The sequence below is a fragment of the Amycolatopsis sp. CFH S0740 genome, from assembly GCF_004522315.1.
Lineage (GTDB): Bacteria > Actinomycetota > Actinomycetes > Mycobacteriales > Pseudonocardiaceae > Amycolatopsis > Amycolatopsis nivea.
This window is the reverse complement of the sequence record NZ_SDLS01000049.1, coordinates 19,967-43,946: the sequence shown is the minus strand read 5'-3', so window position 1 is coordinate 43,946 and position 23,980 is coordinate 19,967. Positions and strand designations below refer to the sequence as shown.

The 23,980-nt window shown below is 69.0% G+C and carries 34 protein-coding genes; 30 read left to right on the top strand and 4 right to left on the bottom strand.

All coding sequences use genetic code 11. The annotated features are described in order from the left end of the window. The first annotated feature begins 148 nt into the window (after positions 1 to 148). The 27 genes from rplP to EIZ45_RS43710 all read left to right on the top strand — a co-directional run bounded on the left by rplP (position 149) and on the right by EIZ45_RS43710 (position 14,707). A complete protein-coding gene (rplP, locus tag EIZ45_RS43840; RefSeq protein WP_009072313.1) occupies positions 149 to 565 on the top strand; it encodes a 50S ribosomal protein L16 in 417 nt (138 codons plus the stop codon). Next, positions 565 to 810 (top strand): 50S ribosomal protein L29, encoded by a 246-nt coding sequence (gene rpmC / locus EIZ45_RS43835; RefSeq protein ID WP_009072314.1) that lies wholly within the window; start codon positions 565 to 567, stop codon positions 808 to 810. The genes rplP and rpmC overlap by 1 nt, the downstream gene beginning before the upstream one ends. Beyond that, on the top strand, positions 807 to 1,085 hold the full coding sequence (gene rpsQ / locus EIZ45_RS43830; RefSeq protein WP_037816263.1) for a 30S ribosomal protein S17: 279 nt from the start codon (positions 807 to 809) through the stop codon (positions 1,083 to 1,085). Before rpmC ends, rpsQ begins: the two co-directional genes overlap by 4 nt. 75 nt (positions 1,086 to 1,160) lie before the next feature. After that, positions 1,161 to 1,529 carry a 50S ribosomal protein L14 gene (rplN, locus tag EIZ45_RS43825; protein WP_004558867.1) on the top strand — a complete coding sequence of 123 codons (369 nt, stop codon included), beginning with the start codon at positions 1,161 to 1,163 and terminating at the stop codon, positions 1,527 to 1,529. Continuing rightward, complete coding sequence (gene rplX / locus EIZ45_RS43820; RefSeq protein WP_009072317.1) at positions 1,529 to 1,843, top strand: 50S ribosomal protein L24; 315 nt, start codon at positions 1,529 to 1,531, stop codon at positions 1,841 to 1,843. The genes rplN and rplX overlap by 1 nt, the downstream gene beginning before the upstream one ends. A gap of 1 nt (position 1,844) precedes the next feature. Continuing rightward, positions 1,845 to 2,408 (top strand): 50S ribosomal protein L5, encoded by a 564-nt coding sequence (rplE, locus tag EIZ45_RS43815; RefSeq protein ID WP_037816262.1) that lies wholly within the window; start codon positions 1,845 to 1,847, stop codon positions 2,406 to 2,408. A 4-nt stretch (positions 2,409 to 2,412) separates the two neighbouring features. After that, complete coding sequence (locus tag EIZ45_RS43810; RefSeq protein ID WP_020662790.1) at positions 2,413 to 2,598, top strand: type Z 30S ribosomal protein S14; 186 nt, start codon at positions 2,413 to 2,415, stop codon at positions 2,596 to 2,598. Between the two features lie 106 nt (positions 2,599 to 2,704). After that, on the top strand, positions 2,705 to 3,103 hold the full coding sequence (gene rpsH, locus EIZ45_RS43805) for a 30S ribosomal protein S8 (RefSeq protein WP_020662789.1): 399 nt from the start codon (positions 2,705 to 2,707) through the stop codon (positions 3,101 to 3,103). Positions 3,104 to 3,119: 16 nt separating this feature from the next. After that, positions 3,120 to 3,659 (top strand): 50S ribosomal protein L6, encoded by a 540-nt coding sequence (gene rplF, locus EIZ45_RS43800; protein WP_037816261.1) that lies wholly within the window; start codon positions 3,120 to 3,122, stop codon positions 3,657 to 3,659. Beyond that, positions 3,659 to 4,060: a 50S ribosomal protein L18 gene (gene rplR, locus EIZ45_RS43795; protein WP_037816260.1), complete on the top strand. Its 402-nt coding sequence runs from the start codon at positions 3,659 to 3,661 to the stop codon at positions 4,058 to 4,060. The genes rplF and rplR overlap by 1 nt, the downstream gene beginning before the upstream one ends. 31 nt (positions 4,061 to 4,091) lie before the next feature. Beyond that, complete coding sequence (rpsE, locus tag EIZ45_RS43790) at positions 4,092 to 4,733, top strand: 30S ribosomal protein S5 (protein WP_009072328.1); 642 nt, start codon at positions 4,092 to 4,094, stop codon at positions 4,731 to 4,733. Between the two features lies 1 nt (position 4,734). Continuing rightward, positions 4,735 to 4,920 (top strand): 50S ribosomal protein L30, encoded by a 186-nt coding sequence (gene rpmD, locus EIZ45_RS43785; protein WP_004558875.1) that lies wholly within the window; start codon positions 4,735 to 4,737, stop codon positions 4,918 to 4,920. Beyond that, complete coding sequence (gene rplO, locus EIZ45_RS43780; protein WP_009072329.1) at positions 4,917 to 5,363, top strand: 50S ribosomal protein L15; 447 nt, start codon at positions 4,917 to 4,919, stop codon at positions 5,361 to 5,363. The genes rpmD and rplO overlap by 4 nt, the downstream gene beginning before the upstream one ends. Positions 5,364 to 6,289: 926 nt before the next feature. Then, the gene (gene secY / locus EIZ45_RS43775; RefSeq protein ID WP_037816259.1) at positions 6,290 to 7,597 is read left to right on the top strand and encodes a preprotein translocase subunit SecY; all 1,308 of its coding nucleotides are present in this window, start codon (positions 6,290 to 6,292) and stop codon (positions 7,595 to 7,597) included. Continuing rightward, positions 7,594 to 8,148 carry an adenylate kinase gene (locus EIZ45_RS43770; protein WP_037816258.1) on the top strand — a complete coding sequence of 185 codons (555 nt, stop codon included), beginning with the start codon at positions 7,594 to 7,596 and terminating at the stop codon, positions 8,146 to 8,148. Before secY ends, EIZ45_RS43770 begins: the two co-directional genes overlap by 4 nt. A 44-nt stretch (positions 8,149 to 8,192) precedes the next feature. Continuing rightward, positions 8,193 to 8,969: a type I methionyl aminopeptidase gene (gene map / locus EIZ45_RS43765; protein ID WP_043835297.1), complete on the top strand. Its 777-nt coding sequence runs from the start codon at positions 8,193 to 8,195 to the stop codon at positions 8,967 to 8,969. 229 nt (positions 8,970 to 9,198) lie between these two features. Then, positions 9,199 to 9,420 (top strand): translation initiation factor IF-1, encoded by a 222-nt coding sequence (infA, locus tag EIZ45_RS43760; RefSeq protein ID WP_004558881.1) that lies wholly within the window; start codon positions 9,199 to 9,201, stop codon positions 9,418 to 9,420. A 37-nt stretch (positions 9,421 to 9,457) separates the two neighbouring features. Beyond that, on the top strand, positions 9,458 to 9,571 hold the full coding sequence (rpmJ, locus tag EIZ45_RS43755) for a 50S ribosomal protein L36 (RefSeq protein WP_004558882.1): 114 nt from the start codon (positions 9,458 to 9,460) through the stop codon (positions 9,569 to 9,571). Between the two features lie 198 nt (positions 9,572 to 9,769). Beyond that, positions 9,770 to 10,150, top strand: coding sequence for a 30S ribosomal protein S13 (gene rpsM / locus EIZ45_RS43750; protein WP_009072337.1), 381 nt, complete (start codon positions 9,770 to 9,772; stop codon positions 10,148 to 10,150). Beyond that, positions 10,147 to 10,332, top strand: coding sequence for a hypothetical protein (locus EIZ45_RS43745; protein ID WP_009072338.1), 186 nt, complete (start codon positions 10,147 to 10,149; stop codon positions 10,330 to 10,332). Before rpsM ends, EIZ45_RS43745 begins: the two co-directional genes overlap by 4 nt. 18 nt (positions 10,333 to 10,350) lie before the next feature. Continuing rightward, entirely contained in the window at positions 10,351 to 10,755 is a 405-nt protein-coding gene (gene rpsK / locus EIZ45_RS43740; protein WP_009072340.1) for a 30S ribosomal protein S11, read from the top strand. 23 nt (positions 10,756 to 10,778) lie between these two features. Beyond that, on the top strand, positions 10,779 to 11,384 hold the full coding sequence (gene rpsD / locus EIZ45_RS43735; protein WP_037816256.1) for a 30S ribosomal protein S4: 606 nt from the start codon (positions 10,779 to 10,781) through the stop codon (positions 11,382 to 11,384). A gap of 106 nt (positions 11,385 to 11,490) precedes the next feature. Continuing rightward, entirely contained in the window at positions 11,491 to 12,564 is a 1,074-nt protein-coding gene (locus EIZ45_RS43730) for a DNA-directed RNA polymerase subunit alpha (protein WP_009072342.1), read from the top strand. A 42-nt stretch (positions 12,565 to 12,606) separates the two neighbouring features. Further along, positions 12,607 to 13,149 (top strand): 50S ribosomal protein L17, encoded by a 543-nt coding sequence (gene rplQ, locus EIZ45_RS43725; RefSeq protein ID WP_037816255.1) that lies wholly within the window; start codon positions 12,607 to 12,609, stop codon positions 13,147 to 13,149. A 72-nt stretch (positions 13,150 to 13,221) separates the two neighbouring features. Next, on the top strand, positions 13,222 to 14,058 hold the full coding sequence (truA, locus tag EIZ45_RS43720) for a tRNA pseudouridine(38-40) synthase TruA (RefSeq protein ID WP_134663744.1): 837 nt from the start codon (positions 13,222 to 13,224) through the stop codon (positions 14,056 to 14,058). 59 nt (positions 14,059 to 14,117) lie between these two features. Continuing rightward, positions 14,118 to 14,321 (top strand): CopG family transcriptional regulator, encoded by a 204-nt coding sequence (locus EIZ45_RS43715; RefSeq protein ID WP_067587897.1) that lies wholly within the window; start codon positions 14,118 to 14,120, stop codon positions 14,319 to 14,321. Beyond that, positions 14,318 to 14,707 carry a type II toxin-antitoxin system death-on-curing family toxin gene (locus tag EIZ45_RS43710; protein WP_134663745.1) on the top strand — a complete coding sequence of 130 codons (390 nt, stop codon included), beginning with the start codon at positions 14,318 to 14,320 and terminating at the stop codon, positions 14,705 to 14,707. The genes EIZ45_RS43715 and EIZ45_RS43710 overlap by 4 nt, the downstream gene beginning before the upstream one ends. A 59-nt stretch (positions 14,708 to 14,766) precedes the next feature. Here the strand turns inward: EIZ45_RS43710 and EIZ45_RS43705 are convergent, their stop codons facing one another. Then, a complete protein-coding gene (locus EIZ45_RS43705; protein WP_037816254.1) occupies positions 14,767 to 15,486 on the bottom strand; it encodes a hypothetical protein in 720 nt (239 codons plus the stop codon). Then, positions 15,483 to 16,715, bottom strand: a complete 1,233-nt coding sequence (gene eccE, locus EIZ45_RS43700; RefSeq protein ID WP_037816253.1) for a type VII secretion protein EccE — start codon at positions 16,713 to 16,715, stop codon at positions 15,483 to 15,485. The genes EIZ45_RS43705 and eccE overlap by 4 nt, the downstream gene beginning before the upstream one ends. 792 nt (positions 16,716 to 17,507) lie before the next feature. On the opposite strand from eccE, the gene eccB reads away from it, so the two are divergent. Genes eccB through EIZ45_RS43680 form a run of 3 tightly spaced genes read left to right on the top strand, consistent with a single transcriptional unit; the run spans position 17,508 to position 20,557 of the window. Beyond that, positions 17,508 to 19,136 (top strand): type VII secretion protein EccB, encoded by a 1,629-nt coding sequence (gene eccB / locus EIZ45_RS43690; protein WP_134663746.1) that lies wholly within the window; start codon positions 17,508 to 17,510, stop codon positions 19,134 to 19,136. Between the two features lie 54 nt (positions 19,137 to 19,190). Further along, on the top strand, positions 19,191 to 19,535 hold the full coding sequence (locus EIZ45_RS43685) for a hypothetical protein (protein WP_240690677.1): 345 nt from the start codon (positions 19,191 to 19,193) through the stop codon (positions 19,533 to 19,535). Further along, positions 19,532 to 20,557, top strand: a complete 1,026-nt coding sequence (locus EIZ45_RS43680) for a WXG100 family type VII secretion target (protein ID WP_134663748.1) — start codon at positions 19,532 to 19,534, stop codon at positions 20,555 to 20,557. The genes EIZ45_RS43685 and EIZ45_RS43680 overlap by 4 nt, the downstream gene beginning before the upstream one ends. Before the next feature lie 134 nt (positions 20,558 to 20,691). Here the strand turns inward: EIZ45_RS43680 and EIZ45_RS43675 are convergent, their stop codons facing one another. Next, the gene (locus EIZ45_RS43675; protein WP_037816250.1) at positions 20,692 to 22,350 is read right to left on the bottom strand and encodes a S8 family serine peptidase; all 1,659 of its coding nucleotides are present in this window, start codon (positions 22,348 to 22,350) and stop codon (positions 20,692 to 20,694) included. A gap of 8 nt (positions 22,351 to 22,358) precedes the next feature. After that, entirely contained in the window at positions 22,359 to 23,759 is a 1,401-nt protein-coding gene (gene eccD / locus EIZ45_RS43670; RefSeq protein WP_037816249.1) for a type VII secretion integral membrane protein EccD, read from the bottom strand. Positions 23,760 to 23,980: the final 221 nt, after the last annotated feature.

The following is a 23,980-nucleotide window of genomic DNA, read 5'->3' as shown; positions in this document are numbered from 1 at the left end:
CCGGCCGTCCCGCCCGCGCCGTTCCGGCGCGTCGGGCACGACCGCGACGTCGACCGAAGCCGGTCGCGCCGCTGCCGCCGCGAAGAGCGACAACGCGACCGAAGCGGCCCCGGCCGCCGAGACCGCAGAAAAGACGGAGGGCTGAGACGTGCTCATCCCGCGCAGGGTCAAGCACCGCAAGCAGCACTCCCCGAAGCGCCACGGCGCCGCCAAGGGCGGTACCAAGGTCAACTTCGGCGAGTACGGCATCCAGGCGCTTGAGCACAGCTACGTGACGAACCGGCAGATCGAGTCCGCTCGTATCGCCATGACCCGTCACATCAAGCGTGGCGGCAAGGTGTGGACGACGATCTACCCGGACCGCCCGCTGACCAAGAAGCCGGCGGAAACCCGCATGGGTTCCGGCAAGGGTTCGCCCGAGTGGTGGATCGCCAACGTGAAGCCGGGCCGCGTGATGTTCGAGATCAGCTTCCCGAACGAGGAGACCGCCCGCGAGGCGCTCCGCCGCGCGATCCACAAGCTGCCCATGAAGTGCCGCATCGTGACCCGGGAAGGTGAGTTCTGATGGCTAACGGAGCCGCACAGGCATCCGAGCTGCGTGAGCTCACCGCCGAAGAGCTCGTGCTGCGTCTGAAGGAATACAAGGAGGAGCTCTTCAACCTCCGCTTCCAGATGGCGACCGGGCAGCTGGACAACAACCGTCGGCTGCGCACCGTCCGCACGGACATCGCGCGGATCTACACGGTCATGCGCGAGCGCGAGCTCGGCCTGTCCGTGGCTCCCGACGCCGAAAGTGAAGGTGCCGCATGAGCGAGGCTGCCACCGAGAAGACCGCCCGGAACTACCGCAAGGTCCGCGAGGGTTACGTCGTCTCGGACAAGATGGACAAGACGATCGTGGTCGAGCTCGAGGACCGCAAGAAGCACCCGCGCTACTCGAAGGTCGTCCGCACCACCTCCAAGGTGAAGGTGCACGACGAGAACAACGAGGCGGGCGTGGGCGACCGGGTCACCCTGATGGAGACCCGTCCGCTGTCGGCGACCAAGCGCTGGCGTCTGGTGCAGGTCGTGGAGAAGGCCAAGTAAGCAGGGCTCTTTCGGGAGTCCTTGGTTCCGCAAGGCTCGCGACAGCGAGAACCAGCGCGACATACAGGAGTTGACGTGATCCAGCAGGAGTCGCGGCTTCGGGTTGCCGACAACACGGGCGCGAAGGAAATCCTTTGCATCCGCGTGCTCGGCGGATCCGGGCGGCGCTACGCCGGCATCGGCGACATCATCGTCGCCACCGTGAAGGACGCCATCCCGGCCGCCGGGGTGAAGAAGGGCGATGTCGTCAAGGCTGTCATCGTCCGCACGGTGAAGGAGCGCCGTCGTCCGGACGGTTCCTACATCCGGTTCGACGAGAACGCCGCCGTGCTCATCAAGAACGACAACGAGCCCCGGGGCACCCGCATCTTCGGCCCGGTGGGCCGCGAGCTGCGCGACCGAAAGTTCATGAAGATCATTTCGCTCGCGCCGGAGGTGCTGTGATGAAGGTGAAGAAGGGCGACACGGTCGTCGTTATCGCCGGCAAGGACAAGGGCGCCAAGGGCAAGGTCATCCAGGCCTACCCGGACCGCGAGCGCGTTCTGGTCGAGGGTGTCAACCGGATCAAGAAGCACACCCGGATCACCCAGACCCAGCGCGGCGCGCAGTCCGGCGGCATCGTGACCCAGGAAGCGCCCATCCACGTCTCGAACGTGATGGTCGTGGACTCGGACGGCAAGCCGACCCGGGTGGGCTACCGCATCGGCGAGGACGGCAAGAAGGTCCGGGTCTCGCGCCGGAACGGCAAGGACATCTGACATGACCACCGCAGAGAAGATCGTGCCGCGTCTCAAGACCCGGTACCGCGAAGAGATCAAGGGCGAGCTCCAGAAGGAGTTCTCCATCCCCAACGTGCACCAGATTCCCGGCGTCGTGAAGATCGTCGTGAACATGGGTGTCGGGGACGCCGCCCGGGACAGCAAGCTGATCGACGGCGCGGTCCGCGACCTCGCCCTGATCACCGGGCAGAAGCCGGAAATCCGCAAGGCCCGCAAGTCGATCGCGCAGTTCAAGCTGCGCGAGGGCCAGCCGATCGGCGCGCGCGTCACGCTGCGCGGCGACCGGATGTGGGAGTTCCTCGACCGGCTGCTGACCATCGCGCTGCCCCGTATCCGCGACTTCCGCGGGCTTTCGCCCAAGCAGTTCGACGGCAACGGCAACTACACGTTCGGTCTCAACGAGCAGTCGATGTTCCACGAGATCAACCCGGACGACATCGACCGCCCTCGCGGCATGGACGTCACCGTCGTCACGACCGCCACCACCGACGACGAGGGCCGGGCGTTGCTGCGCAAGCTCGGTTTCCCGTTCAAGGAGAACTGAGCCGATGGCCAAGAAAGCGCTAGTCAGCAAGGCTTCGAAGAAGCCGAAGTTCGCGGTGCGCGCCTACACCCGTTGCAACCGGTGCGGTCGCCCGCACTCGGTGTACCGCAAGTTCGGCCTGTGCCGGATCTGCCTCCGGGAGATGGCGCACGCGGGCGAACTGCCCGGTGTCCACAAGTCCAGCTGGTAAGGCTCGAAACTCTATTCCCAGTTCGCCACAGGCCCCGCCGACCCGGCCGGAGACCGCTCCGGCCGGGCGAGGCGGGGAACCAGGCGAGAAAGGTTGACAGGTCACCATGACGATGACCGACCCCATCGCAGACTTCTTGACCCGTCTGCGCAACGCGAACTCGGCTTACCACGACGAGGTCGTGCTTCCGCACTCGAAGATCAAGGCGAACATCGCCGAGATCCTCAAGCGCGAGGGCTACATCGCGAGCTACCGCGACGAGCCGGGCGAGAAGCACAAGAACCTGGTCGTCGAGCTGAAGTACGGCCCCAACCGCGAGCGGAGCATCGCCGGCCTTCGCCGCGTCTCCAAGCCGGGTCTGCGGGTCTACGCAAAATCGACCGAACTGCCGTCCGTTCTCGGCGGCCTCGGCGTCGCGATCATCTCGACGTCCGGCGGCCTGCAGACCGACCGGCAGGCCAAGCGCAACAACGTGGGCGGCGAAGTCCTCGCCTACGTCTGGTAAGGAAGGGGGCACAGACATGTCACGCATCGGAAAGCTGCCGGTCGCCGTCCCCTCCGGGGTCGAGGTGACCATCGACGGCCAGAACGTCAAGGTCAAGGGGCCGAAGGGCACCCTGGAGCACACCGTCGCCGAGCCGATCGTCGTCGAGCGCGACGAGGACGGCGCCCTCCTGGTGAAGCGCCCGGACGACGAGCGCACGAGCCGCGCCCTGCACGGCCTCACCCGCACGCTGGTGAACAACCTCGTGGTGGGCGTGACCGAGGGCTACGAGAAGAAGCTCGAGATCCACGGCGTCGGTTACCGCGTGCAGGCCAAGGGCTCGGACCTCGAGTTCGCCCTCGGCTACAGCCACCCGGTCAAGATCGAGGCTCCGGAAGGCATCACCTTCAAGGTGGAGTCGCCGACCCGGTTCTCGGTCTCCGGCATCGACAAGCAGAAGGTCGGCCAGACCGCCGCGGTCATCCGCAAGCTGCGCCGCCCGGACCCGTACAAGGGCAAGGGCCTGCGGTACGAGGGTGAGAAGATCCGCCGCAAGGTCGGAAAGACGGGTAAGTGATGAGCGACACGACTACCACGAAGCGCAAGCCGGTCGGCAAGGACATCTCGACCCGCCGCCGCGTCGCCAAGACCCGTCGGCACTTCCGCCTCCGCAAGAAGATCAGCGGCACGCCGGTGCGTCCGCGCATGGTCGTCAAGCGGTCCTCGCGGCACATCACCGTGCAGGTGATCGACGACCTCGCCGGTCACACGCTGGCGTCGGCGTCCACCCTCGAGTCGGACCTGCGGTCCTTCGAGGGCGACAAGAAGGCCAAGGCGGCCAAGGTCGGCGAACTGGTCGCTTCGCGCGCCAAGGACGCCGGCATCGAAGCCGTGGTGTTCGACCGTGGCGGCAACGCCTACCACGGCCGCATCGCCGCGCTCGCCGACGCCGCCCGCGAGGCGGGGTTGAAGTTCTGATGCACATGCTCGTGAATGGAAGGAAAGCCTGATGCCGGGACGTACACGGCAATTCGGCGGCGGCCAGGGCGGACCGGGTCAGGGCGGCAACGACCGCGGTGACCGTCGGGACCGTCGCGACCGGCGCGACGGCGGCCGTGGCGGGGCGGCCCAGGACAAGACCCCGCACCTTGAGAAGGTCGTGACGATCAACCGCGTCGCCAAGGTCGTCAAGGGCGGTCGTCGCTTCAGCTTCACCGCTCTGGTGGTCGTCGGCGACGGCGACGGTCAGGTCGGCGTCGGCTACGGCAAGGCCAAGGAAGTTCCCGCGGCCATCGCCAAGGGCGTCGAGGAAGCGAAGAAGAACTTCTTCCGCGTTCCGCGCGTCGCCGGCACCATTCCGCACCCGATCCAGGGTGAGGAAGCCGCCGGGGTCGTGCTGCTCCGTCCCGCGTCCGCTGGTACCGGTGTCATCGCCGGCGGCCCGGTGCGCGCGGTGCTGGAGTGCGCGGGCGTCCACGACGTGCTGTCGAAGTCGCTCGGCTCCGACAACGCCATCAACATCGTGCACGCGACCGTGGCGGCTCTGAAGGGTCTGCAGCGTCCGGAGGAGGTGGCCGCTCGCCGCGGTCTGCCGCTCGAGGACGTCGCCCCGGCCCGGATGCTGCGCCAGCGTGCCGGCCAGGGGGTCTGACATGGCTCAGCTCAAGGTCACTCAGGTCAAGAGCAAGATCGGCACGAAGCACGCTCACCGCGAGTCGCTGCGCACCCTCGGGCTGCGCAAGATCCGCCAGAGCGTCGTGCGTGAGGACACCCCCCAGGTGCGCGGCCTGATCCACACCGTCCGCCACCTGGTGGAGGTCGAGGAGGTCCAGGCATGACCGCCATCAAGATCCACCACCTTCGTCCGGCTCCTGGCGCCAAGCGCGACAAGATCCGCGTCGGCCGTGGTGAGGGTTCGAAGGGCAAGACCGCCGGTCGCGGCACGAAGGGCACCAAGGCCCGGAAGAACGTGCCCGCCGGTTTCGAGGGTGGGCAGATGCCCATCCACATGCGGCTGCCGAAGCTGCGTGGGTTCAAGAACCGGTTCCGCACCGAGTACCAGCCGGTGAACGTGGGCGACATCGCCCGCGTGTTCGCCGACGGTGGCAAGGTCGGGCCGGAGGAGCTGGCTGCCAACGGGCTTGTTCGCAAGGGCAAGCTGGTTAAGGTTCTCGGGAACGGGGACCTGAACGGGGTCAAGCTTGAGCTGACCGCGCACGCTTTCTCCGGTTCTGCCAAGGAGAAGATCGAGGCTGCTGGTGGTTCGGCCACCGTTAGCTGATCTGGCTGCGTTTTAGGCGGGCCCGTCCGGTTTTCCGGGCGGGCCCGTTTTTTTGTTGCTGTGCGGGGCCTCGTCGCCTGGCGGCGACATTGGCCCGTCCNTTGTTGCTGTGCGGGGCCTCGTCGCCTGGCGGCGACATTGGCCCGTCCTGGTTGCGTGGGGCACCCCGAAGTTTGATTGTGCTGACGGTTCGGGGGTGCTTGTCAAGGCGGGAAAGATGCCTTGACAAGCACCCCCGAACCGCAGGGAGGCTTCGTATCGGGGTGCGGGGGAGGGGCTGGGTGCCTCGCTCGTTGGGTGCATCGGCTGCGGTTGGGGCCTCGATGCGGTCGGGTGCGTCGGCTGCGGTTTGCCGGTGGTGGGGGTTAGCGCCCCAATGTGGCATTGGGTGCGTTGGATGCACCCAATGTGGCGTTCGGTGCGTCCTATGCACCCAATGCCACATTGGGGCGGCATCCCGGCCAGCGGTTGCGGCTGGCGGCGGGGGCGGTCCGTGAAGGGCTCCTTGAGGGAATCTGAGTCTGTGAAGGAGCCCCTCACGACCAGAGGTGGGTCGTGAGGGGAACCCTGAGGGAATCAGAGTCAAGGAGGGTGGCCCTCACGTACGGCGGGCGGGCGTTGGCGGTGCTGTTTTCCGTGCTGCTGTGGGAAAGCCCGCCGAATGGTGCGGGCCGAACAGGTGATCATCTGTGGTCCGACCGGCCCTACCTGCGGCTCTTCTGCGGCGAAGCGGCCCGGGGTGAGACGTAAAACGCACACGCGCTGCGGGCGGCCCATGCGAAGCTGTTAGAGTCGGCGGCACGCTTCCGGGCCTGTTTGCCCTGAAGCGTTCCTGGCTTGCCAGTGAGTCAGACATCCCGCCGGTCTCGTACCGGCCAAGCCGATCGTCGGTTGGGACGACCGACGACGCCGAGGAGGTCCCCCGCGTGCTCAGCGCATTCCGCTCGGCTCTCGCGACGCCGGATCTACGCAAGAAGATCCTGTTCACGCTAGCCATCGTCGCGGTCTACCGGATCGGTGCAACCATCCCGGCTCCGGGGGTCTCGTTCGCCGCCGTGCAGGCCTGTACCGCACAGGCCGACCAGCAGGGCGTGTACCAGCTGCTCAACCTCTTCAGCGGCGGCGCGCTGCTGCAGTTGTCGCTGTTCGCGACGGGCATCATGCCCTACATCACCGCGAGCATCATCGTCCAGCTGCTCACCGTGGTCATCCCGCGGTTCGAGGAGCTGAAGAAGGAAGGCCAGTCCGGCCAGAACAAGCTGACCCAGTACACCCGGTACCTCACGATCGCGCTGGCGATCCTGCAGGCCACCGGCGTGGTCGCGCTGGCTGACCGCGGCACCCTGTTCCAGGGCTGCTCGCAGCCGATCATCCCGGACAACAGCATCTACTCGCTGACGCTGATCGTGGTCACCATGACCGCGGGCACCGCGGTGATGATGTGGCTGGGCGAGCTCATCACCGAGCGCGGCGTCGGCAACGGCATGTCGGTGCTGATCTTCCTGAACATCGCGGCCCGCATCCCGGCCGAGGGCGCCAACATCATCAGCAACGGCGGCGGCGTCGCGCTGGCCGTGGTGTGCGCGTTCGGTCTGGTGATCATCGCCAGCGTCATCTTCGTCGAACAGGGCCAGCGCCGGATCCCGGTGCAGTACGCCAAGCGCATGGTCGGCCGCCGGATGTACGGCGGCACCTCGACCTATCTGCCGATCAAGGTGAACCAGGCCGGTGTCATCCCGGTCATTTTCGCCTCGTCGCTGCTGTACCTGCCGCAGCTGCTCAGCCAGCTGATCGGCGACCCGAACAGCAACGCGGGCTGGCAGTCGTTCATTCAGAACTACCTGGTCAACCAGAGCAGCTGGGTGCACATCCTGCTCTACTTCCTGTTGATCATCTTCTTCACCTACTTCTACATCACGATCACGTTCAACGTGGACGAGCGTGCGGAAGAGATGAAGAAGTTCGGCGGCTTCATCCCGGGCATCCGGCCCGGCCGTCCCACCGCCGAGTACCTCAGCTTCGTGCTGGGCCGGATCACTCTTCCCGGCTCGCTGTACCTGGGCATCATCGCGATCCTCCCGAACTTCTTCCTGTCCCTCACCGGCAGCGGGAACAACCAGAACTTCCCGTTCGGTGGCACGGCTGTGCTGATCATGGTCGGGGTTGGCCTCGACACCGTGAAGCAGATCGAAAGCCAGCTGATGCAGCGCAACTACGAAGGGTTCTTGAAGTGACGCGACTGGTTCTCGTCGGACCGCCCGGCGCGGGCAAAGGCACGCAGGCGGTTGCCCTGTCCGAGCAGCTGCGGATCCCGCACATCTCGACGGGCGACCTCTTCCGGGCGCACGTCGGCCAGGAGACCCCTCTCGGCCAGGAGGCCAAGCGGTACCTGGACTCGGGCGAGCTCGTGCCGGACTCGGTGACCAACGAAATGGTCCGCGAGCGGCTGGCCGAACCGGACGCGAAGGCGGGCTTCCTGCTCGACGGGTTCCCGCGCAACACCAAGCAGGCCGAGGTCCTCGGCGAAATGCTGAGCGAGGCCGACACCAAGCTCGACGCGGTCATCCAGCTCGACGTGGCCGAGGACGTCGTCGTCGGGCGGCTCATGTCGCGCGGCCGCTCGGACGACACCGAGGACGTCATCCGCCGTCGCCAGCAGGTGTACGTGTCGGAGACCGCGCCGCTGCTGGAGTACTACTCCGACATCCTGGTGAAGGTCGACGGCGTCGGCGAAGTGCAGGAGATCTCGGACCGCGTGCTGAAAGCGCTGCGCGACCGCACGTGAATCTCGGAGGATTGCGTGTTCTGCAAGTGCTCCGCCGCGGGCGCATGATCGAGGTCAAGACGCGCGGCGAGCTGGAGGCCATGCGGGCGGCCGGTCTCGTCGTCGCCCGCACCCTGGCCGCCGTGCGCGAACTCGCCCGGCCCGGGGTCAGCACGGCCGACCTCGACGAGCTGGCCGAGCAGACGATCCGCGACGCCGGCGCGGTGCCCTCGTTCAAGGGCTACCACGGGTTTCCGGCGTCGATCTGCGCGTCGGTGAACGAGCAGATCGTGCACGGCATCCCGTCGGCCAAGCAGGTGCTCGCCGAGGGCGACCTGATCTCGGTCGACTGCGGCGCGATCCTCGAAGGCTGGCACGGCGACTCCGCGGTGACGCTGGAGATCGGCGAGGTCAGCGAGAAGGACCGCCAGCTGTCGGCCGCCACCGAGCGCGCCATGTGGGCGGGCATCGAGGCCGTCCGCGCGGGCTCCCGGCTCACCGACATCTCGTTCGCCGTGCAGACCGCCGCCCGCCAGGCCGGCGAGGACGACGGCCGCGAGTACGGCGAGATCCTCGAGTACGGCGGCCACGGCATCGGCCGGCAGATGCACATGGAACCGTTCCTGCCGAACGTCGGCAAACCCGGCAAGGGCCCCCGGCTCAAGCCCGGCATGGCGCTCGCGGTCGAACCCATGCTGACCGGCGGCAGCGGCGAAACCCTCGAACTGGACGACGGCTGGACGGTCGTCACCGTCGACGGTTCGCGCGCCGCGCACTGGGAGCACACCGTCGCCATCACCGAGGACGGTCCCTGGGTGCTCACCCTGCCCGAAGAGTCCTGAGCGACCACTCACACGGGTCTACTTACACCCCGGTCGACGGGGTACTGCACGGGTTGCGTACACTGTCAAGTCGGTGCGCTCATGCGCCGGTTCCAGCATGCTCGTGAATTCTCGCGAACCTCATGGACCCGGGGCCGAGTGTGGCCGAGCACCACCCAGTAAGCAAGGACTCGAGCTCAAAGCCGATCACGCTGTGCACATCAAGCGTGCATCAGGGATTGCGGAGGACATGGCTAAGAAAGACGGGGCCATCGAGGTCGAAGGCCGCGTGGTCGAGCCGCTCCCCAACGCGATGTTCCGTGTCGAGTTGGAGAACGGCCACAAGGTCCTGGCACACATCAGCGGCAAGATGCGGCAGCACTACATCCGCATCCTGCCCGAAGACAGGGTTGTCGTGGAGCTTTCGCCCTACGACCTCTCCCGTGGTCGCATCGTCTACCGCTACAAGTGATCACGCCAGAGCCGAGCAGAGCAGGAAGCAGGAAGACGTGAAGGTCCAGCCGAGCGTCAAGAAGATCTGCGACAAGTGCAAGGTGATCCGCCGTCACGGCCGGATCATGGTGATCTGCGAGAACCTGCGTCACAAGCAGCGTCAGGGCTGAGAACCGCACTGCAGCAGGCCGCTTGACGGCTAACCCACCCTCCCCGTACCTGCCGGGCCGCGCGAGCGGTCCGGTGCACCCCCGGACTTCAGGCCGGGGCCGGGACACCCGGGGCGCAAGCCACGGGCACGACAGGCGAGTCGGTTCCGGAACCGGACGGGGAGCAGACCTGAAGACAAACTCGATAAAGGAGCACCAGTGGCACGACTCGCTGGCGTCGACCTCCCCCGCGAGAAGCGGTTGGAGATCGCGCTGACTTACATCTACGGGATCGGCCGTACCCGCTCGAAGCAGATGATCGCTGCTGCCGAGCTGAACGCCGACACCCGCGTCAAGGACCTCAGCGACGAGGATCTCGTCAAGCTGAAGGACTACATCGACGAAAACTTCAAGGTCGAGGGTGACCTTCGCCGTGAGGTGAACGCCGACATCCGGCGCAAGATCGAGATCGGGACCTACCAGGGTCTGCGCTGGCGTCGCGGTCTGCCGGTGCGCGGTCAGCGCACCAAGACCAACGCCCGCACCCGCAAGGGCCCGAAGAAGACGGTCGCCGGCAAGAAGAAGGCTGGCAAGAAGTGAGCACCCAGGGCAAGAAGGTCGTTCGCATGGGCGGTTCCGTCCGTCGCTCCACGGCTTGTGTCTCGCCCAAGGCGCTCTACGCCCGCCCGATGGCGCTGCGGAACCTCTACACCGACGCCGGATCCATCATCCGCCGCGGGCAGCAGGAAGCCGTCGCCGCTCACCAAGAGAACGCGCGTTAACAGGAGAACCCTCAGACAATGCCACCCAAGTCCCGCACCGCGGGGGCCAAGAAGGTCCGCCGCAAGGAAAAGAAGAATGTCGCGCACGGTCACGCGCACATCAAGAGCACCTTCAACAACACCATCGTCTCGATCACGGACCCGACCGGCGCCGTGATCGCGTGGGCGTCGAGCGGCCACGTGGGCTTCAAGGGCTCGCGCAAGTCGACTCCGTTCGCCGCGCAGATGGCCGCCGAGAACGCCGCCCGCAAGGCTGCCGAGCACGGCATGAAGAAGGTCGACGTTTTCGTGAAGGGCCCGGGTTCGGGCCGCGAGACGGCGATCCGCTCGCTGCAGGCGGCCGGCCTCGAGGTCGGCACCATCCAGGACGTGACCCCGCAGCCTCACAACGGCTGCCGCCCGCCCAAGCGGCGCCGGGTCTGAGGAACGGGGAGGAGTACTAAGAAATGGCTCGTTACACCGGCCCCGCGACGCGTATTTCGCGTCGCCTCAAGGTTGACCTCATCGGCGGCGACCAGGCGTTCGAACGTCGCCCCTACCCGCCGGGCCAGCACGGCCGCGGGCGCATCAAGGAGTCCGAGTACCTCCTGCAGTCGCAGGAGAAGCAGAAGGCTCGCTACACCTACGGCGTTCTCGAGCGCCAGTTCGTCCGGTACTACAAGGAAGCCGTGCGGCGTCCTGGCAAGACCGGTGAGAACCTGCTGCAGATCCTCGAGTCCCGGCTGGACAACGTGATCTACCGCGCCGGCATCGCCCGCACCCGCCGTCAGGCGCGGCAGCTGGTGAGCCACGGCCACTTCCTGGTCAACGGCGTCAAGGTCAACGTGCCGTCCTACCAGGTCACCAAGTGGGACATCATCGACGTCAAGCCGAAGTCGGCGGGCACCCTCCCGTTCGTCGCGGCGAAGGAAGCCTTCGGCGAGCGCCCGGTTCCGGCGTGGCTGCAGGTCGTCCCGTCGAACCTCCGCGTGCTGGTCCACCAGCTGCCGGAGCGCGCGCAGATCGACGTTCCGGTTCAGGAACAGCTGATCGTCGAGCTTTACTCGAAGTAACCGGTCTCTGCGACTGGTTACGGGGCGGCGGCGCCCACAGTGCGCCGCCGTCACGCCATCCCTTCGACGTCATATGGCGGGCGTCGTCTGGAAAGGAAACTAAGAAATGCTGATTTCCCAGCGGCCGGCTCTCGGCGAAGAGACGGTCAACGAGACCCGCTCCCGGTTCACCATCGAACCGCTGGAGCCCGGCTTCGGCTACACGCTCGGCAACTCGCTGCGGCGCACGCTGCTGTCGTCCATCCCGGGCGCGGCCGTGACGAGCATCCGCATCGACGGCGTGCTGCACGAATTCACCACCGTTCCCGGGGTGAAGGAAGACGTCACCGACATCATCCTGAACCTGAAGGAACTGGTCGTGTCCTCGGAAGAGGACGAGCCGGTCACCATGTACCTGCGCAAGCAGGGCCCTGGTGAGGTCACGGCTGCCGACATCGTGCCGCCCGCGGGCGTCACCGTGCACAACCCGGATCTGCACATCGCGTCGCTGAACGGCAAGGGCAAGCTCGAGATCGAGCTCGTCGTCGAGCGCGGCCGCGGTTACGTTCCGGCCCTGCAGAACAAGCAGGCAGGCGCGGAGATCGGCCGGATCCCGGTCGACTCGATCTACTCGCCGGTGCTGAAGGTGACCTACAAGGTCGAGGCCACCCGTGTCGAGCAGCGCACCGACTTCGACAAGCTGATCCTGGACGTCGAGACCAAGCCGTCGATCACCGCGCGCGACGCGGTGGCCTCGGCGGGCAAGACGCTGGTGGAGCTGTTCGGTCTCGCTCGCGAACTGAACGTCGACGCCGAGGGCATCGAGATCGGCCCGTCGCCGCAGGAGGCGGACACCATCGCCGCCTACGCGATGCCGATCGAGGACCTGGACCTCACCGTCCGGTCGTACAACTGCCTGAAGCGCGAAGGCATCCACACCGTTGGCGAGCTGGTCTCGCGCAGCGAGGCGGACCTTCTCGACATCCGCAACTTCGGCGCCAAGTCGATCGACGAGGTCAAGCTGAAGCTCGTCGGCCTCGGCCTCGCGCTGAAGGACAGCCCGCCCGGGTTCGACCCGTCCGCGGCTGCCACCAGCTACGACGGCGAGGGCTGGTCGGAAGGTGTCGCCGGCATCGGCGGCGGGATTTCGGACGACGGCCACGACGATGGCCAGGACTACGCAGAGACCGAGCAGCTCTGAGGCCTCGTGCCCGGACGCTGTGAGCTGAACTAGGAGAAAGTCATGCCCACCCCTACCAAGGGAGCCCGGCTCGGCGGGTCTGCCGCGCACGAGCGGCTGATCCTGGCCAACCTGGCCACTCAGCTGTTCGAGCACGGCAAGATCACGACGACCGAGGCCAAGGCCAAGCGGGTCCGCCCGCTGGCCGAGAAGCTGATCACCAAGGCGAAGCGGGGCGACCTGCACAACCGTCGCCTGGTGCAGAAGGTCGTCCGGGACAAGGACGTCGTGCACAAGCTGTTCGCCGAGATCGGCCCGCACTTCGCTGAGCGCGCCGGCGGTTACACCCGCATCACCAAGACGATGCCGCGCAAGGGCGACAACGCCGCCATGGCCGTCATCGAACTGGTCGCGGAGAAGACCGTGACGTCCGAGGCCGAGCGGGCCCGCAAGACCAAGTTCGCCAAGGACGAGGTCGCCGCCGCTCCGGTCGCCGAGGAAGCCGCTGAGGCTCCCGCCGCGACCGAAGAGGCCCCGGCTGCCGAAGAGGCTCCGGCCGCTGACGAGGCCGCTGCCTCCGACGACGCCGACGCCAAGAAGGACTGAGTCCTGCCGGCACTGTCTACACCGGACGAGCCCGCCGCTCCCCACGGGGAGGGCGGGCTCGTTCGTCTGCGCTTGGACGTGAGCTACGACGGCACGGACTTCTCCGGCTGGGCCCGCCAGCCCGGCCGCCGCACCGTGCAGGCCGAACTGGAGCAGGCGCTGCAGCGTCAGCCGCCGGGGGAGTCGGTGCCGAAGTCCGTGGTCGTCGCGGGCCGCACGGACGCCGGAGTGCACGCGACGGGCCAGGTCGTGCACGTCGACGTCGTCCCGTTCGCGCCCGGTGCGCCAGGCCGGATTCCCGTGGACGACCAGGGAATCCCAGACCTGACGCGCATGCGCGGCCGCTGGAACAAACTCTTGCCCGCCGATGCGCGGGTTCTGCAGGCGCGCGTGGCCCCTTCGGGTTTCGATGCCCGGTTCTCCGCGATCCGTCGGCACTACCGTTATCGCGTCTCAGACGCTCCGTGGGGCGTCGATCCGTTGCGCCGCAACGACACCCTGGCTTGGGGCCGTCCACTCTCGACAGAGCGGATGAACGCCGCTGCTCGGGAACTCCTTGGCCTGCAAGACTTCGCGGCGTACTGCAAACAGCGCGAGGGCGGCACGACGATCCGCGAGCTGCAGCGTCTGGAGTGGACTCGGATCGACGAGCACCTGCTGGAAGTCCAGGTGAGCGCGGACGCGTTCTGTCATTCGATGGTCCGCAGCCTGGTCGGTGTCTTGCTGCTCGTGGGGGACGGCCGACGCGGAACCGATTGGCCCGGCGAGGTTTTGGCGAGCGGAACGCGGGACAGCGCGGTCGCCCCGGCACACGGACTGACGCTGACGGCGGTGGATTACCCGCCCGACGAGCTGCTGGCGGCGAGGGCGGAACAGACTCGGAACGTGCGGTCGTCGACCGAGCTTTAGGCCAGGGACGGCCGAAAAGAGCAGGCCAGAGATGATACCACTCTGGTATCATCGGCGTCATGGCGATGACTCTGCGGTTGAACGACGAGGTGGAGCGTGCGCTCGCGCTGCTGTCTGAGGCGGACGGGGTGAGCAAGCACGAAGCGGTGGTGCGGGCGATCACGGACGCCGCGGCGCGCCGGGTCCGGGACGACCGGGTGCACGAGCTTTCCCTCGAAGGCCGCTCCCGCTACGCCGCCCTGCTCGATCGCCTGGCGCAGTGAAAATCGAGTACCTGACGCTGGACGACCTGCTTCTGTTGTCGGCTGACCTCCGCGTGCCCGGAGTGCGCGACCTTGGCCTGCTCGACGCGGCGGCGCACCGGCCGCAGTCCTCGCTGATGGGGCAGGACGCTTATCCGGACCTGCATGAGAAAGCCGCGGTGCTGCTGGAATCCATCGTCCGGAATCACCCGCTGATCGACGGGAACAAACGGCTCGGCTGGATGTCGATGTACGTGTTCTACGGGCTCAACGGCTTCGACCTGGACGCGCCGGAGGACGAGGCGTACGACCTGGTGATCGCGACCGCGACCGGGACGTTGCCGTATCAGTCGGTGGCCGAGCGGCTGGCGGAATGGGCTCGCGCCCTGGACACCGCCGATCGCTGAAAACGACGAAGGCCTCCTTGCCGGAATCCCGCAAGGAGGCCTTCACCATTTCTCACCGCTTAGTCGCCCCGGCGAACCGGCCCGAGCAACTGCTGTTCCTTCTGCGTCGTCACCAGCCGCAGCGGGCGCCACAGGTTCGTGCCCAGCGCCACGACCTGGTCGTCCTTCAGCGTGGTCAGCTGGCGCATCATCTGCGGCGGCAGCCGCCAGATCCGGGCCGCCAGCTCAGCCTGTCCGGCGGGGAGCCGCTGCATCAGGACGAGGTCCGCGGCGTTCGCCGTCGTGCCCGCCTGCGGGTGCAGGTACGGCAGCACGTACACCGTGGTCTGCCAGGGCGACCGGGGCGGGAACAGGTCCTGCGGGGTCGGCCCGCCGTCGGTCACGACGAGCAGCGGGGCGTCCTCGGACGGGCGCGGCAGTTCGACTGGCGACAACCGGCGGATCTGCACCAGCGGCGAAGGGCGTCCGTCGCGGCTTCCGGCGGCCTGTTGCAGCACCTGCCACGCCGCGGGGCGTCCGGTGGCCACGACCACCCACGCACCCGTCGCCATGGCGCGCATCGCTACCTGGCGGGCCAGGTAGAGCCCGCCGACGAGCACGATGCGGGTCGGCTGCGAGCGCAGTGCGGAGACGGTCAGCGGTTCGCCCTTGAGGCCGGAGCCGAGGACGACACCGCCGCGGTCGCCGGACGGGCTGATCGCGTCGAGCATGGCCGGGTCGACCGTGAACTCCGGGGCGATGCCGGGGTTTTGCCCGGCGTCGCGGACTCGAGTGCTCATGCTGTGCCTCCGATCGGCAGCGTCGCGGAGAACGCCGAGATCTGCATGCCCTTCATCGGGGTCAGGTCGACGTCCAGCCGCTCCGCGATGCTCTGCAGCCGCTGGTCGGCGGCGTCCAGCTCGCGCGGGTTGCGGGCGCTCAGCCGCACCACGCCGCGCAGGCCGATGCGGCCCTCGTCCGCCGACGGCGAGATCGCCATGGCGACCGTCGCGGACAGGGCGCGCACGCTGGTCAGCCCGTTGAGGCTGCCGCTGATCTTGCCCTTGGGCCAGCCGGTGATCGCGTAGCTGGAGTGGCCGATGCCCGCCGCGGTGACGCCGGTCCAGCTTTCCTGCAGGCTGACCTTCTCGTTCGAACCGGCGACCGCGGTGAGCTCAGCCGCCGAGATGCTGGCGCGCAGCAGCTCGTCCGGGTCCAGCGGCCGGGTCGGCACGCCCTGGGACTCCAGTGCGTTGCGCACCCGCGACAGCGCACCGATCATCGCGCGGTGCGCGCCGACGACGCCGCCGCCGCGTTCCCGGATCGCTTCCGGGCAGCGCCGCGGGTCGAGCCGGACCGCGATCCACGTGGTCCGCCGGGCGGCCGCGGGCAGCGGGCCGAGCACCTCGAGATACGAGCTGAGCGCCGGGGCGTCCGCGGGCATCGCGGCCGAACCCGGGTAGCTGTGCCAGATCATCTGGATGGAGTCCAGCAGCACGCCGCGGTCTTCCAGGCACGGCGCGAGCGCGGACAGCGGAAGGCTGGGCGCGCCGCCTGCCTGGGAGATCATCGCCGGCATCGGCTCGACGAGCAGGACCGCGGTCCACGTCCCGTCGTTCCAGGCGATGCCGACCTCCTGCCGTTCGTGGTCGACGGCGTGCGCCACCACGAGGTCCGGCACGGCCAGCCGCAGCAGGCTGACGCGCGCGTCCTCCGGGCCGGTGACCGCGCTTTCCTCGGCGAGTTCCTCGATGCTGGTCGGCGGCGGAGGGGTCGCCACACGGCCGTGCGAGCGGAACCGGTACCGCAGCGTCAGCGCGAGCCACTGGGTGAACCAGCGCCCGCCCACACGCAGGAAGGCGAGGATCAGGCCGAGCGCCGCGACGCCGATCGCGACGTACTTGAGCTGCATGTTGATCGCCAGCAGCACGAGTCCGATCGCGACGCCGACTTCCAGCACGACCAGGTTGACCACCGGCAGCGGGCCGAGCGAGATGCCGCCGGAGCGCCGCCGCGAGGGCGGGGCCATCCGGAGCGCGGTCGCGGTGCCGCCGCCCGTCGGTGCGGGTTCGCTGTTTTCCGGGCCGCCGCCGCTGGGACCGCCGGGCCCGCCTGGGCCGCCAGGTCCGCCGGGGCCGCCGCCGCCGGGACCACCCGGACCGCCGGGGCCACCGCCGCCGGGTCCGCCCGGGCCTCCGGGGCCACCAGGTCCTCCGGGGCCGCCAGGGCGCGGACCGTTAGGACCGCCGCCGCCAGGACGTCCCGTCCGAGGGCCAGTGGGACCACCAGGCCCGCCGGGCCCACCCGGACCGCCAGGCCCTCCAGGACCGCCGGGCTTGGGTCCGCCCGGACCAGGCTTGGGCCCGCCGGGACCACCGGGTCCGCCAGGCTTGGGCCCGCCCGGGCCAGGAGCGCCGGGAACCCCGGGCTTGGGAACGCCGGGCCCGGGAGTGACCGGTCCGCCGGGGCGTCCGGGTCCACCAGGTCCGCCGGGACCGCCCGGGACGCCGGGAGGGGGAGTGCGCGGGGGCATTCCGGGTCCGCCGGGAGCAGCGCCGGGTCCGCCGGTTCTTCCGGGCCGCTGCGGCGGACCCGGGGGACGTCCCCCGGGAGGCGGTGGCGGTCCCTGCGGACCAGGCGGACGTGGAGGCGTGCTGACGGACATCCGCGCGTTCTCTTCCCCTCGTGAGTGCTGCGTACCCGGAAAGCCGGTCCCGGGATGCCTGACCCTAACCGGAGTTGGTAGAAACCCCACACCAGACGGTCCCCGTACGGCTATCCTGCGGAACCGTACCGCGACGGGGAGGACTGTAGGTCGAGAATGCCATCAACACCCACGACTAAGTCTCAGGTTCAGGCATACAAGTTCGTCCTGCGCCGGATGCAGTCCGCGCTGGTCCGCCGTGACGCGGTGATGTTGCACGACCCGATGCGCTCCCACGGGCGCGCGACCGCGGTCGGCGTGATCCTCGGCGTGCTGGGCGCCGTCGTCTTCGTGCTGTGGGGCCTGTTGAGCCCCGCGCCGTCGGTGCCCGCGTCGGACAACATCGTGATCGGCGAGCAGTCCGGCACCGTGTATGTCGTCACGGGGAATCCGGCGCGGCTGATCCCGACGTTCAACCTCGCGTCGGCGCGGCTGATCCTCATGGCGCAGAAGCAGCAGGGCGCACCGGGGCAGCAGGGCGGCGGACAAGGCGGCCAGCAGGCGGCGGAGGTGAAGAACCCGACCGTCGTCTCGGATGAACAGTTGAAGAACATGCCGCGCGAGAAGCTCACCGGCATCCCGGACGGCCCGCAGCTGCTCCCGTCGATGGACCAGCGGACCACCCCCAACTGGGCGGTGTGCGACGAGGTCGTGCTCGACCAGTCGCTGCCGCAGCCGGACTCGGTCAACAAGACCAACACCGACGTGATCGCCGGCATCGACAAGCTCGGCACCGAGCTGCAGGAGAACCAGGCGCTGCTCGGCGACACGGGCAACGGCAAGACCTACCTCATCTACCGGCTGGCCGCGACGCAGAGCCACCCGAACGCGAACACCGTGCGCGCCGAGGTGCCGTCCGGCAGCGCCGACCCGGTGCGGGCCGCGCTCCATCTGCCGACGAAGGCGCGCAAGGTGTCGCAGGCTCTCCTCAATGCGATCCCCGAGGTCACCAAGCTGGTTCCGCCGCTGGTGGCGGGCGAGGGCACGGCGCCGTCGAGCAACTTCGACGGGCTGACCGTCGGCAGCGTCTTCTCGACCCAGCCCTCCGGCGGTGCGCTGGAGTTCTGGCTCATCGCCAAGAGCGGCATCCAGAAGGTGTCGCCCGCCGTCGCGGACATCGTGCGCACGGCCAAGAGCGGCGGTTCGGCCATCACGCCGACCCTGACCCTCGACAAGATCAACAACGTCAAGGTGCTGCAGAACGGCGACCCGGACTACGTGGACGTCGACACCTACCCGAAGGTCGTCCCGACCGTCCTCGACGCCGTGCCGAACCCGGTGGCGTGCCTCGGCTGGTCGCTCAACGCCGGTGGCACCCAGGCGCACACCTCGGTCTACATCAACAAGCAGGTCCCGGTCGAGAAGAACGCCGACGGCAGCTCGAAGATCATCAGCGTCAGCAACACCGGCCCCAACGGCGTGCCGATCACCGGCTTCTACATGCCGACCGGCTACGGCGCGGTGGTGCAGTCGGCCACCGAATCGGAGAAGACCTTCGGCAAGGGCCCGATCCAGCTGATCTCCGACCGCGGCATCCGCTACGGCGTTCCGGACGCGGCGACCGCGGACGGGCTGGGGCTGAACAACCGGCTGCCCGCGCCGGAGTCGATCATCGGGCTCCTGCCGACCGGTGCGTCGCTGAACGTGCAGAACGTGATGAAGCAGTTCGACTCGGTGCCGATCGACCCGAACGCCGGCTCGTACAAGCAGCAGGCGGCCGGACAGCAGCAACCTGCCGGGAACTGACGGCGGGTTCCGCCCGTCACACTCGGACATAGCCGGGTGAGCGGAGGGTTGAACGTGGCAGCGCCGGGAAGCAGTCCGGGAACGAGCGCCGTGCGGATCGACGGCGCGGTCGTCGGCGGCTACGCGGCGAAAGTCGCGCGGGCGGCCGACGAACTGGAGGCCGCCGCGGGCGAGGTGGGCACGAGAGCGACCACCGTCGAGGCCTACGGCGAGGTGGCCGGGCAGCTGGGCGTGCCGGAGTCGTACGCACAGGCCTCGCAGGCGTTGCGCGGCCAGCTCTCCGCCGGGGTGGCCGCGCTGCGGTCGGTCACCGCGGCGCTGGAGCAGCTCACCACCGGCCACGCCGAGCGGGACGCCGACGCGGCCGAGCGGATCGAGCGCGCCGGGAGGATCTCGTGACGGAGCCGTCTCTGGCGTACGTGACCGAGCTCGCCCGCGAGCTGGGCGTGACGGATCCGGTCGCCGCGTACTACCGGCCGCTCACTGGTCGCTGGGAGGAACTGGACGCGGAGGCCGAGAGCCTGCGCGCCGCGGCCCGCACGGCGGCAAGGGTGTCCACGGACCTCGCGGACGATCTCGGCCGGATCGACGCGTCGTGGTCCGGTCCCGACGCGGACGCGTTTGTCGCCTACCTGGGTGAAATCCGCGCCGCGAGCGAGGGCGCGGAGGACGCGCTCGATGCGCTCGCGGACTCGATCGACCAGCTCACCGAATCGCTGCGCAAGATCACCGGCGCGGCGGAAGAGGTACTGGTCGACGCGGCGGATCTGCTGTCCGAATCGGCGATGCTGCCCAAGGGCGGCGCTTCCCGGGCGCGGTCGCAGATGCGGGAGACCGAGCAGTCGCTGAAGTCCTTGCACGAGGCCGCGGAGGACGTCCTGCGCGAGTTCGGCCGGTTGTGCGCCGGAGTGGACGCGCCGGCCGGGAGCCCGTCGAGCATCGAACTGCGGCACCACTATCCGGCGCAGCAGTTCCGGCTGCACGACGCCGACGCGCCCGCGGGAACGGCTCCGGCTGCCGCCGGAGAGTCCACAGTGGCCTCTTCAGCGTCCTCTTCGGACGATTCGGTGAGCCCGTCCGCCGCGGAGAATCCCCACCACGGCAAGGAAACCGCCGCCGACCCGCGGCTGGAGCAGGGCCAGGCGGGCCTCCCGCCGGTCGAGCCGGTCACCCCGGCCCCGCAGCCCGCGTCGGCGAACCAGGGCTCGGGCATGTCGATGATGCCGATGATGGGCTTCGCCGGAATGGGCGGCGGAGGCGGTGGCGGCGGCAGTTCGCAGCACAAGCCGCGGCAGCGCACGGCGGCGAAGACGTCGGAGATCTTCGGCGAGCCCGCGCAGGTGACTCCGCCGGTGATCGGCCAGGACCCGCCTGCGCGGCGGCCGGAGAAGGACGGCAAGCCGCCGAAACCCGGAAAGTGACCAGGAAGGCCGCCGCCGCGACATCCGCGGCGAGCGGCCTTTTCCATGCCCGGAACCGAGTCGCTTCTGGCCGCAAAAGCAAAAAAGGGCCGCTCCCCGCTGCGATCGCGGAGAAGCGGCCCCTTTTCTGATGCCTATTTTGTCGGCGGCGACGACCTGGAGCGGTTCCGCCGGATCGTGTGCACCACGAACAGCGTGATCAGCAGCGCCGCCACCCCGCCGCCAGTGCCGGCGAGCGCGACGATCATCGGGGTCGAGCTGATCCCGTCGGCGGGCGGCAGCTTGGCCTCCTGCACCACTGGCTTAGGCAGCGCGAGGTTGCCGGTGTCGCCCGGCAGATTCGCAGTGAGCGCGGCCACCGGGTCGATCACGCCGTAGCCGACGAAGTTGTCGCGCCCGCCAGGAGCGGCCGGGTGCTGCGCGGTCGCCTTGAGCCGCTTCACCACGTCGCGCGCCTTCATGTCCGGGAACATCGAGCGGACCAGCGCGGCGACGCCCGCCACGTACGGGGCGGCGAAGCTGGTGCCCTGGATCGGCGACGGGTTGCCGTTCGCGATGGTGAGGTTCGCGAGCCCGGTCGAATGCTCCGCCGGGTCGAGCGACACGATCTTGGTGCCCGGCGCGGCGACGCCGACCCACGGGCCGTGCACGCTGAACGGCGCGACGCCGCCGTCTTCCTGGATGGCCCCGACGGACAGCACGTCGTCGGCGAACCACGGCGGGGTGACGATCGACTTCGGCTTGTTCGGGTCGGCCTGGTCGTTCTGCGGGCAGTTTTCCGAGACGTTGCCCGCGGCCGCGATGACCACGATGTTGCTGTCGGCCGCGTAACGCACCGCGGCCTGGACCTGGCGCTCGCCGGTCTGGATGTCGCCCGGCGCGGTGCCGGCGCGGCAGTGGTCGACCGACATGTTGATCACGCCGGCGCTGTGGGTGTCGGCGATGCTGCGGATGATCTGCGCGAGCGTGTTCAGCGTGCCCGCGGTGCCTTGCTTCGCCAGATCCCGGTTGTCGCCCTTGTTGTCCTGCTGGGGCGCGGTGCCGGTGCCGCTGCCGGTGCCGCCGCCCGAGGACGGGGGCAGCTGGCTGTTGCTGCTGCCCGCCGGGGGCTGCTGGCTCTCGCCGCCCGAGGGCGGTGCGCCGGTCCCGCCGGACGGGGGAGCCGAGGGCTGCTGCGGGCTGTCGTCCTTGGCGTAGTTCTCGCTCAGCTGCCGGTAGGACACGATGTGCGCGTCCGGGGCCACGCCGATGAAGCCGACCTGCGGATCCTGCGGATTGCCCGCGATGATCCCGGCGACCTCGGTGCCGTGGCCGTCACAGTCCTGCAGCCCCGGCTGCGCTCCGTTGTCCGGGGTGGCGACGTAGTCCCCGCCGCTCTCCACCCGGCCCTGGAACCACGGATGCGGCGTGACGCCGGTGTCGATCACCGCGACCTTCTGGTTGCCGCCGACCGATCCGGTCGCCGCGCGGACGATCTGCTGCGCCCGGTCCAGTTGCAGGTAGTCCTGACCCCACGGGCGGAAGTTGATCTTGACGTCCTGCCCGAGACTGCGCTGGACGCATTCGTTCTTCTTCTTGTACGTGGTGTCCGGGTGGCCGGTGGCCGCGGGCGGCGCGTCGCCAGGGCCCAGCGGCGGCGGGGTGGCCCAGGTGCCCGCGGGCGCGTCCGCCGTCTGCGCCGACGCCGGAGCGGCGGCGAACGGCGACATCAGCCCGAGGCCGGCGGCGAACAATGCCACCCCGGTCCGGCCGGGAAGGCCGAGCCTGCGGGGGAAGGAACGTCGGGAGCCCATCGCGCGGCTCACTTGAGGTTGAGGTGGCGCAGCGTCGAGTAGAGGTCCATCACGCCGAGGGCGAGCGGCAGCACCACGGCGATGCAGATCGCCTCGATGATTTCCACGGTGCGCCGCAGCGGCGGCGAGAAGCGCTGGTCCGGGAAGATCACGCCGACCACGAGAGCGGCCGCGGCGATCAGGATCAGCGCGCCGAAGACGTACAGCAGCCGCTGCTCCGCGGTGGCGGAGAAGAACAGCCAGCCGAGCAGGATGCCCGCCGCGGCGACCATGCCGGTGGTGAGCAGCGCGATGGCCTGCGCGCCGTTGGCGTAGGCGCGGGCGCGCAGCAGCAGGACCAGCGTGGCGATGATGCCGAGGATGATGCCGAAGGCGTTCGGCGCGGTGGCCGCGAGGACCGCCGCGACGGCCGTGGTGGCGCCGCAGCCGATCATCAGGCCGGTCATGTAGTCGTGCGCGACCGCGGTGCGCTGCTCGATCGCCTTGTAGTCCGGGAAGCCGGAGTCTTCCTTGAGTTCCTCGGCGGTGCTCGGCACGTAGGGCAGCGGCAGCTTGGCGAGCCAGATCGTGGCGCGCGGCAGGAACGAGATGCAGCCCAGCGCGACGGCGACCGTGCCCGCCGCGACCGCCGCGGTGTCGGCGCTGGTCACGAGGGTCGCGACGAGGAAGGCGAGCGCGCCGAACACGCCCGCGGTGGCGGTGGCGATGAAGACCCGGATGCCCGCGCCGACGACGAGGATGCAGACCGCCGAGACGATCAGCACCAGCACCGCGCCGAGCAGCAGGTTCGCCCGGACCGACAGGCCGGGCACGATGTAGAACCCGCTCACGAAGGCCAGCGGGAGGCCGCCCGCGGAGGCGATCAGCACGCCGGTGGCCTCGGCCTGGTAGGCCTTGGTGAGCGTGGCGCCGATCGCGACGCAGGCGATCGCGCCGAGACCGCCCGCGATCGCCGGGCCGAGCGCGGAACCGCCGTAGAGGGAACCGCTGAAGAACAGGGCCAGCGCGGAGAAGAACAGGGCGAGCCCGCCCGCGGTGTGGCCGAACCGGCGCGCGGTTTCCTTCGTCCACGGACGGAAGGTGTCCGGGTCGGCCTCCGCGATGGCGTCGACCACGTCGTCGTACATCGGCGGCGGCGGGTTCTCGTTGCGCTTGCGCAGCTGCAGCAGCTCGCCGTCGACCACGCCGAGGGACGCGAGCGTCCGGCTCGGGTCGAGCGGGGCGTCGCCGAGCTTGGCCAGCGCCCAGCCGCCGTGCCGGGCCCCGCCGTCCGGAGTGACCTCCTTGGCCATCTCCAGAAGCATGGGCAGCAGGTCGGCCACCGCCACGTCGGCCGGAAGCGCGACGTCGATGCGTGTCGTCGGTGCGACCACCGTGACCCTGCTGAATACCGTCGTGCCCGTTGCCACTAGATCCCCCGCTCTGAAGAGTCAGCTCCCGGGGGAACTTATACCGAACCTGGTGACAGGTTTCAGCGCGTCTCCGCAAATCATCGGCGAAAGTACCCGTCCAGGCCTGGTTGGGCCATACCGACCAGCGGGTTCGTCCGCCTGGTCCGATAACTGTCGGTGGTGGTCCTTACACTCGGGCGCACTGGGAGGACGGGTCCCGCCGGGGCCCGAGGAGGGGG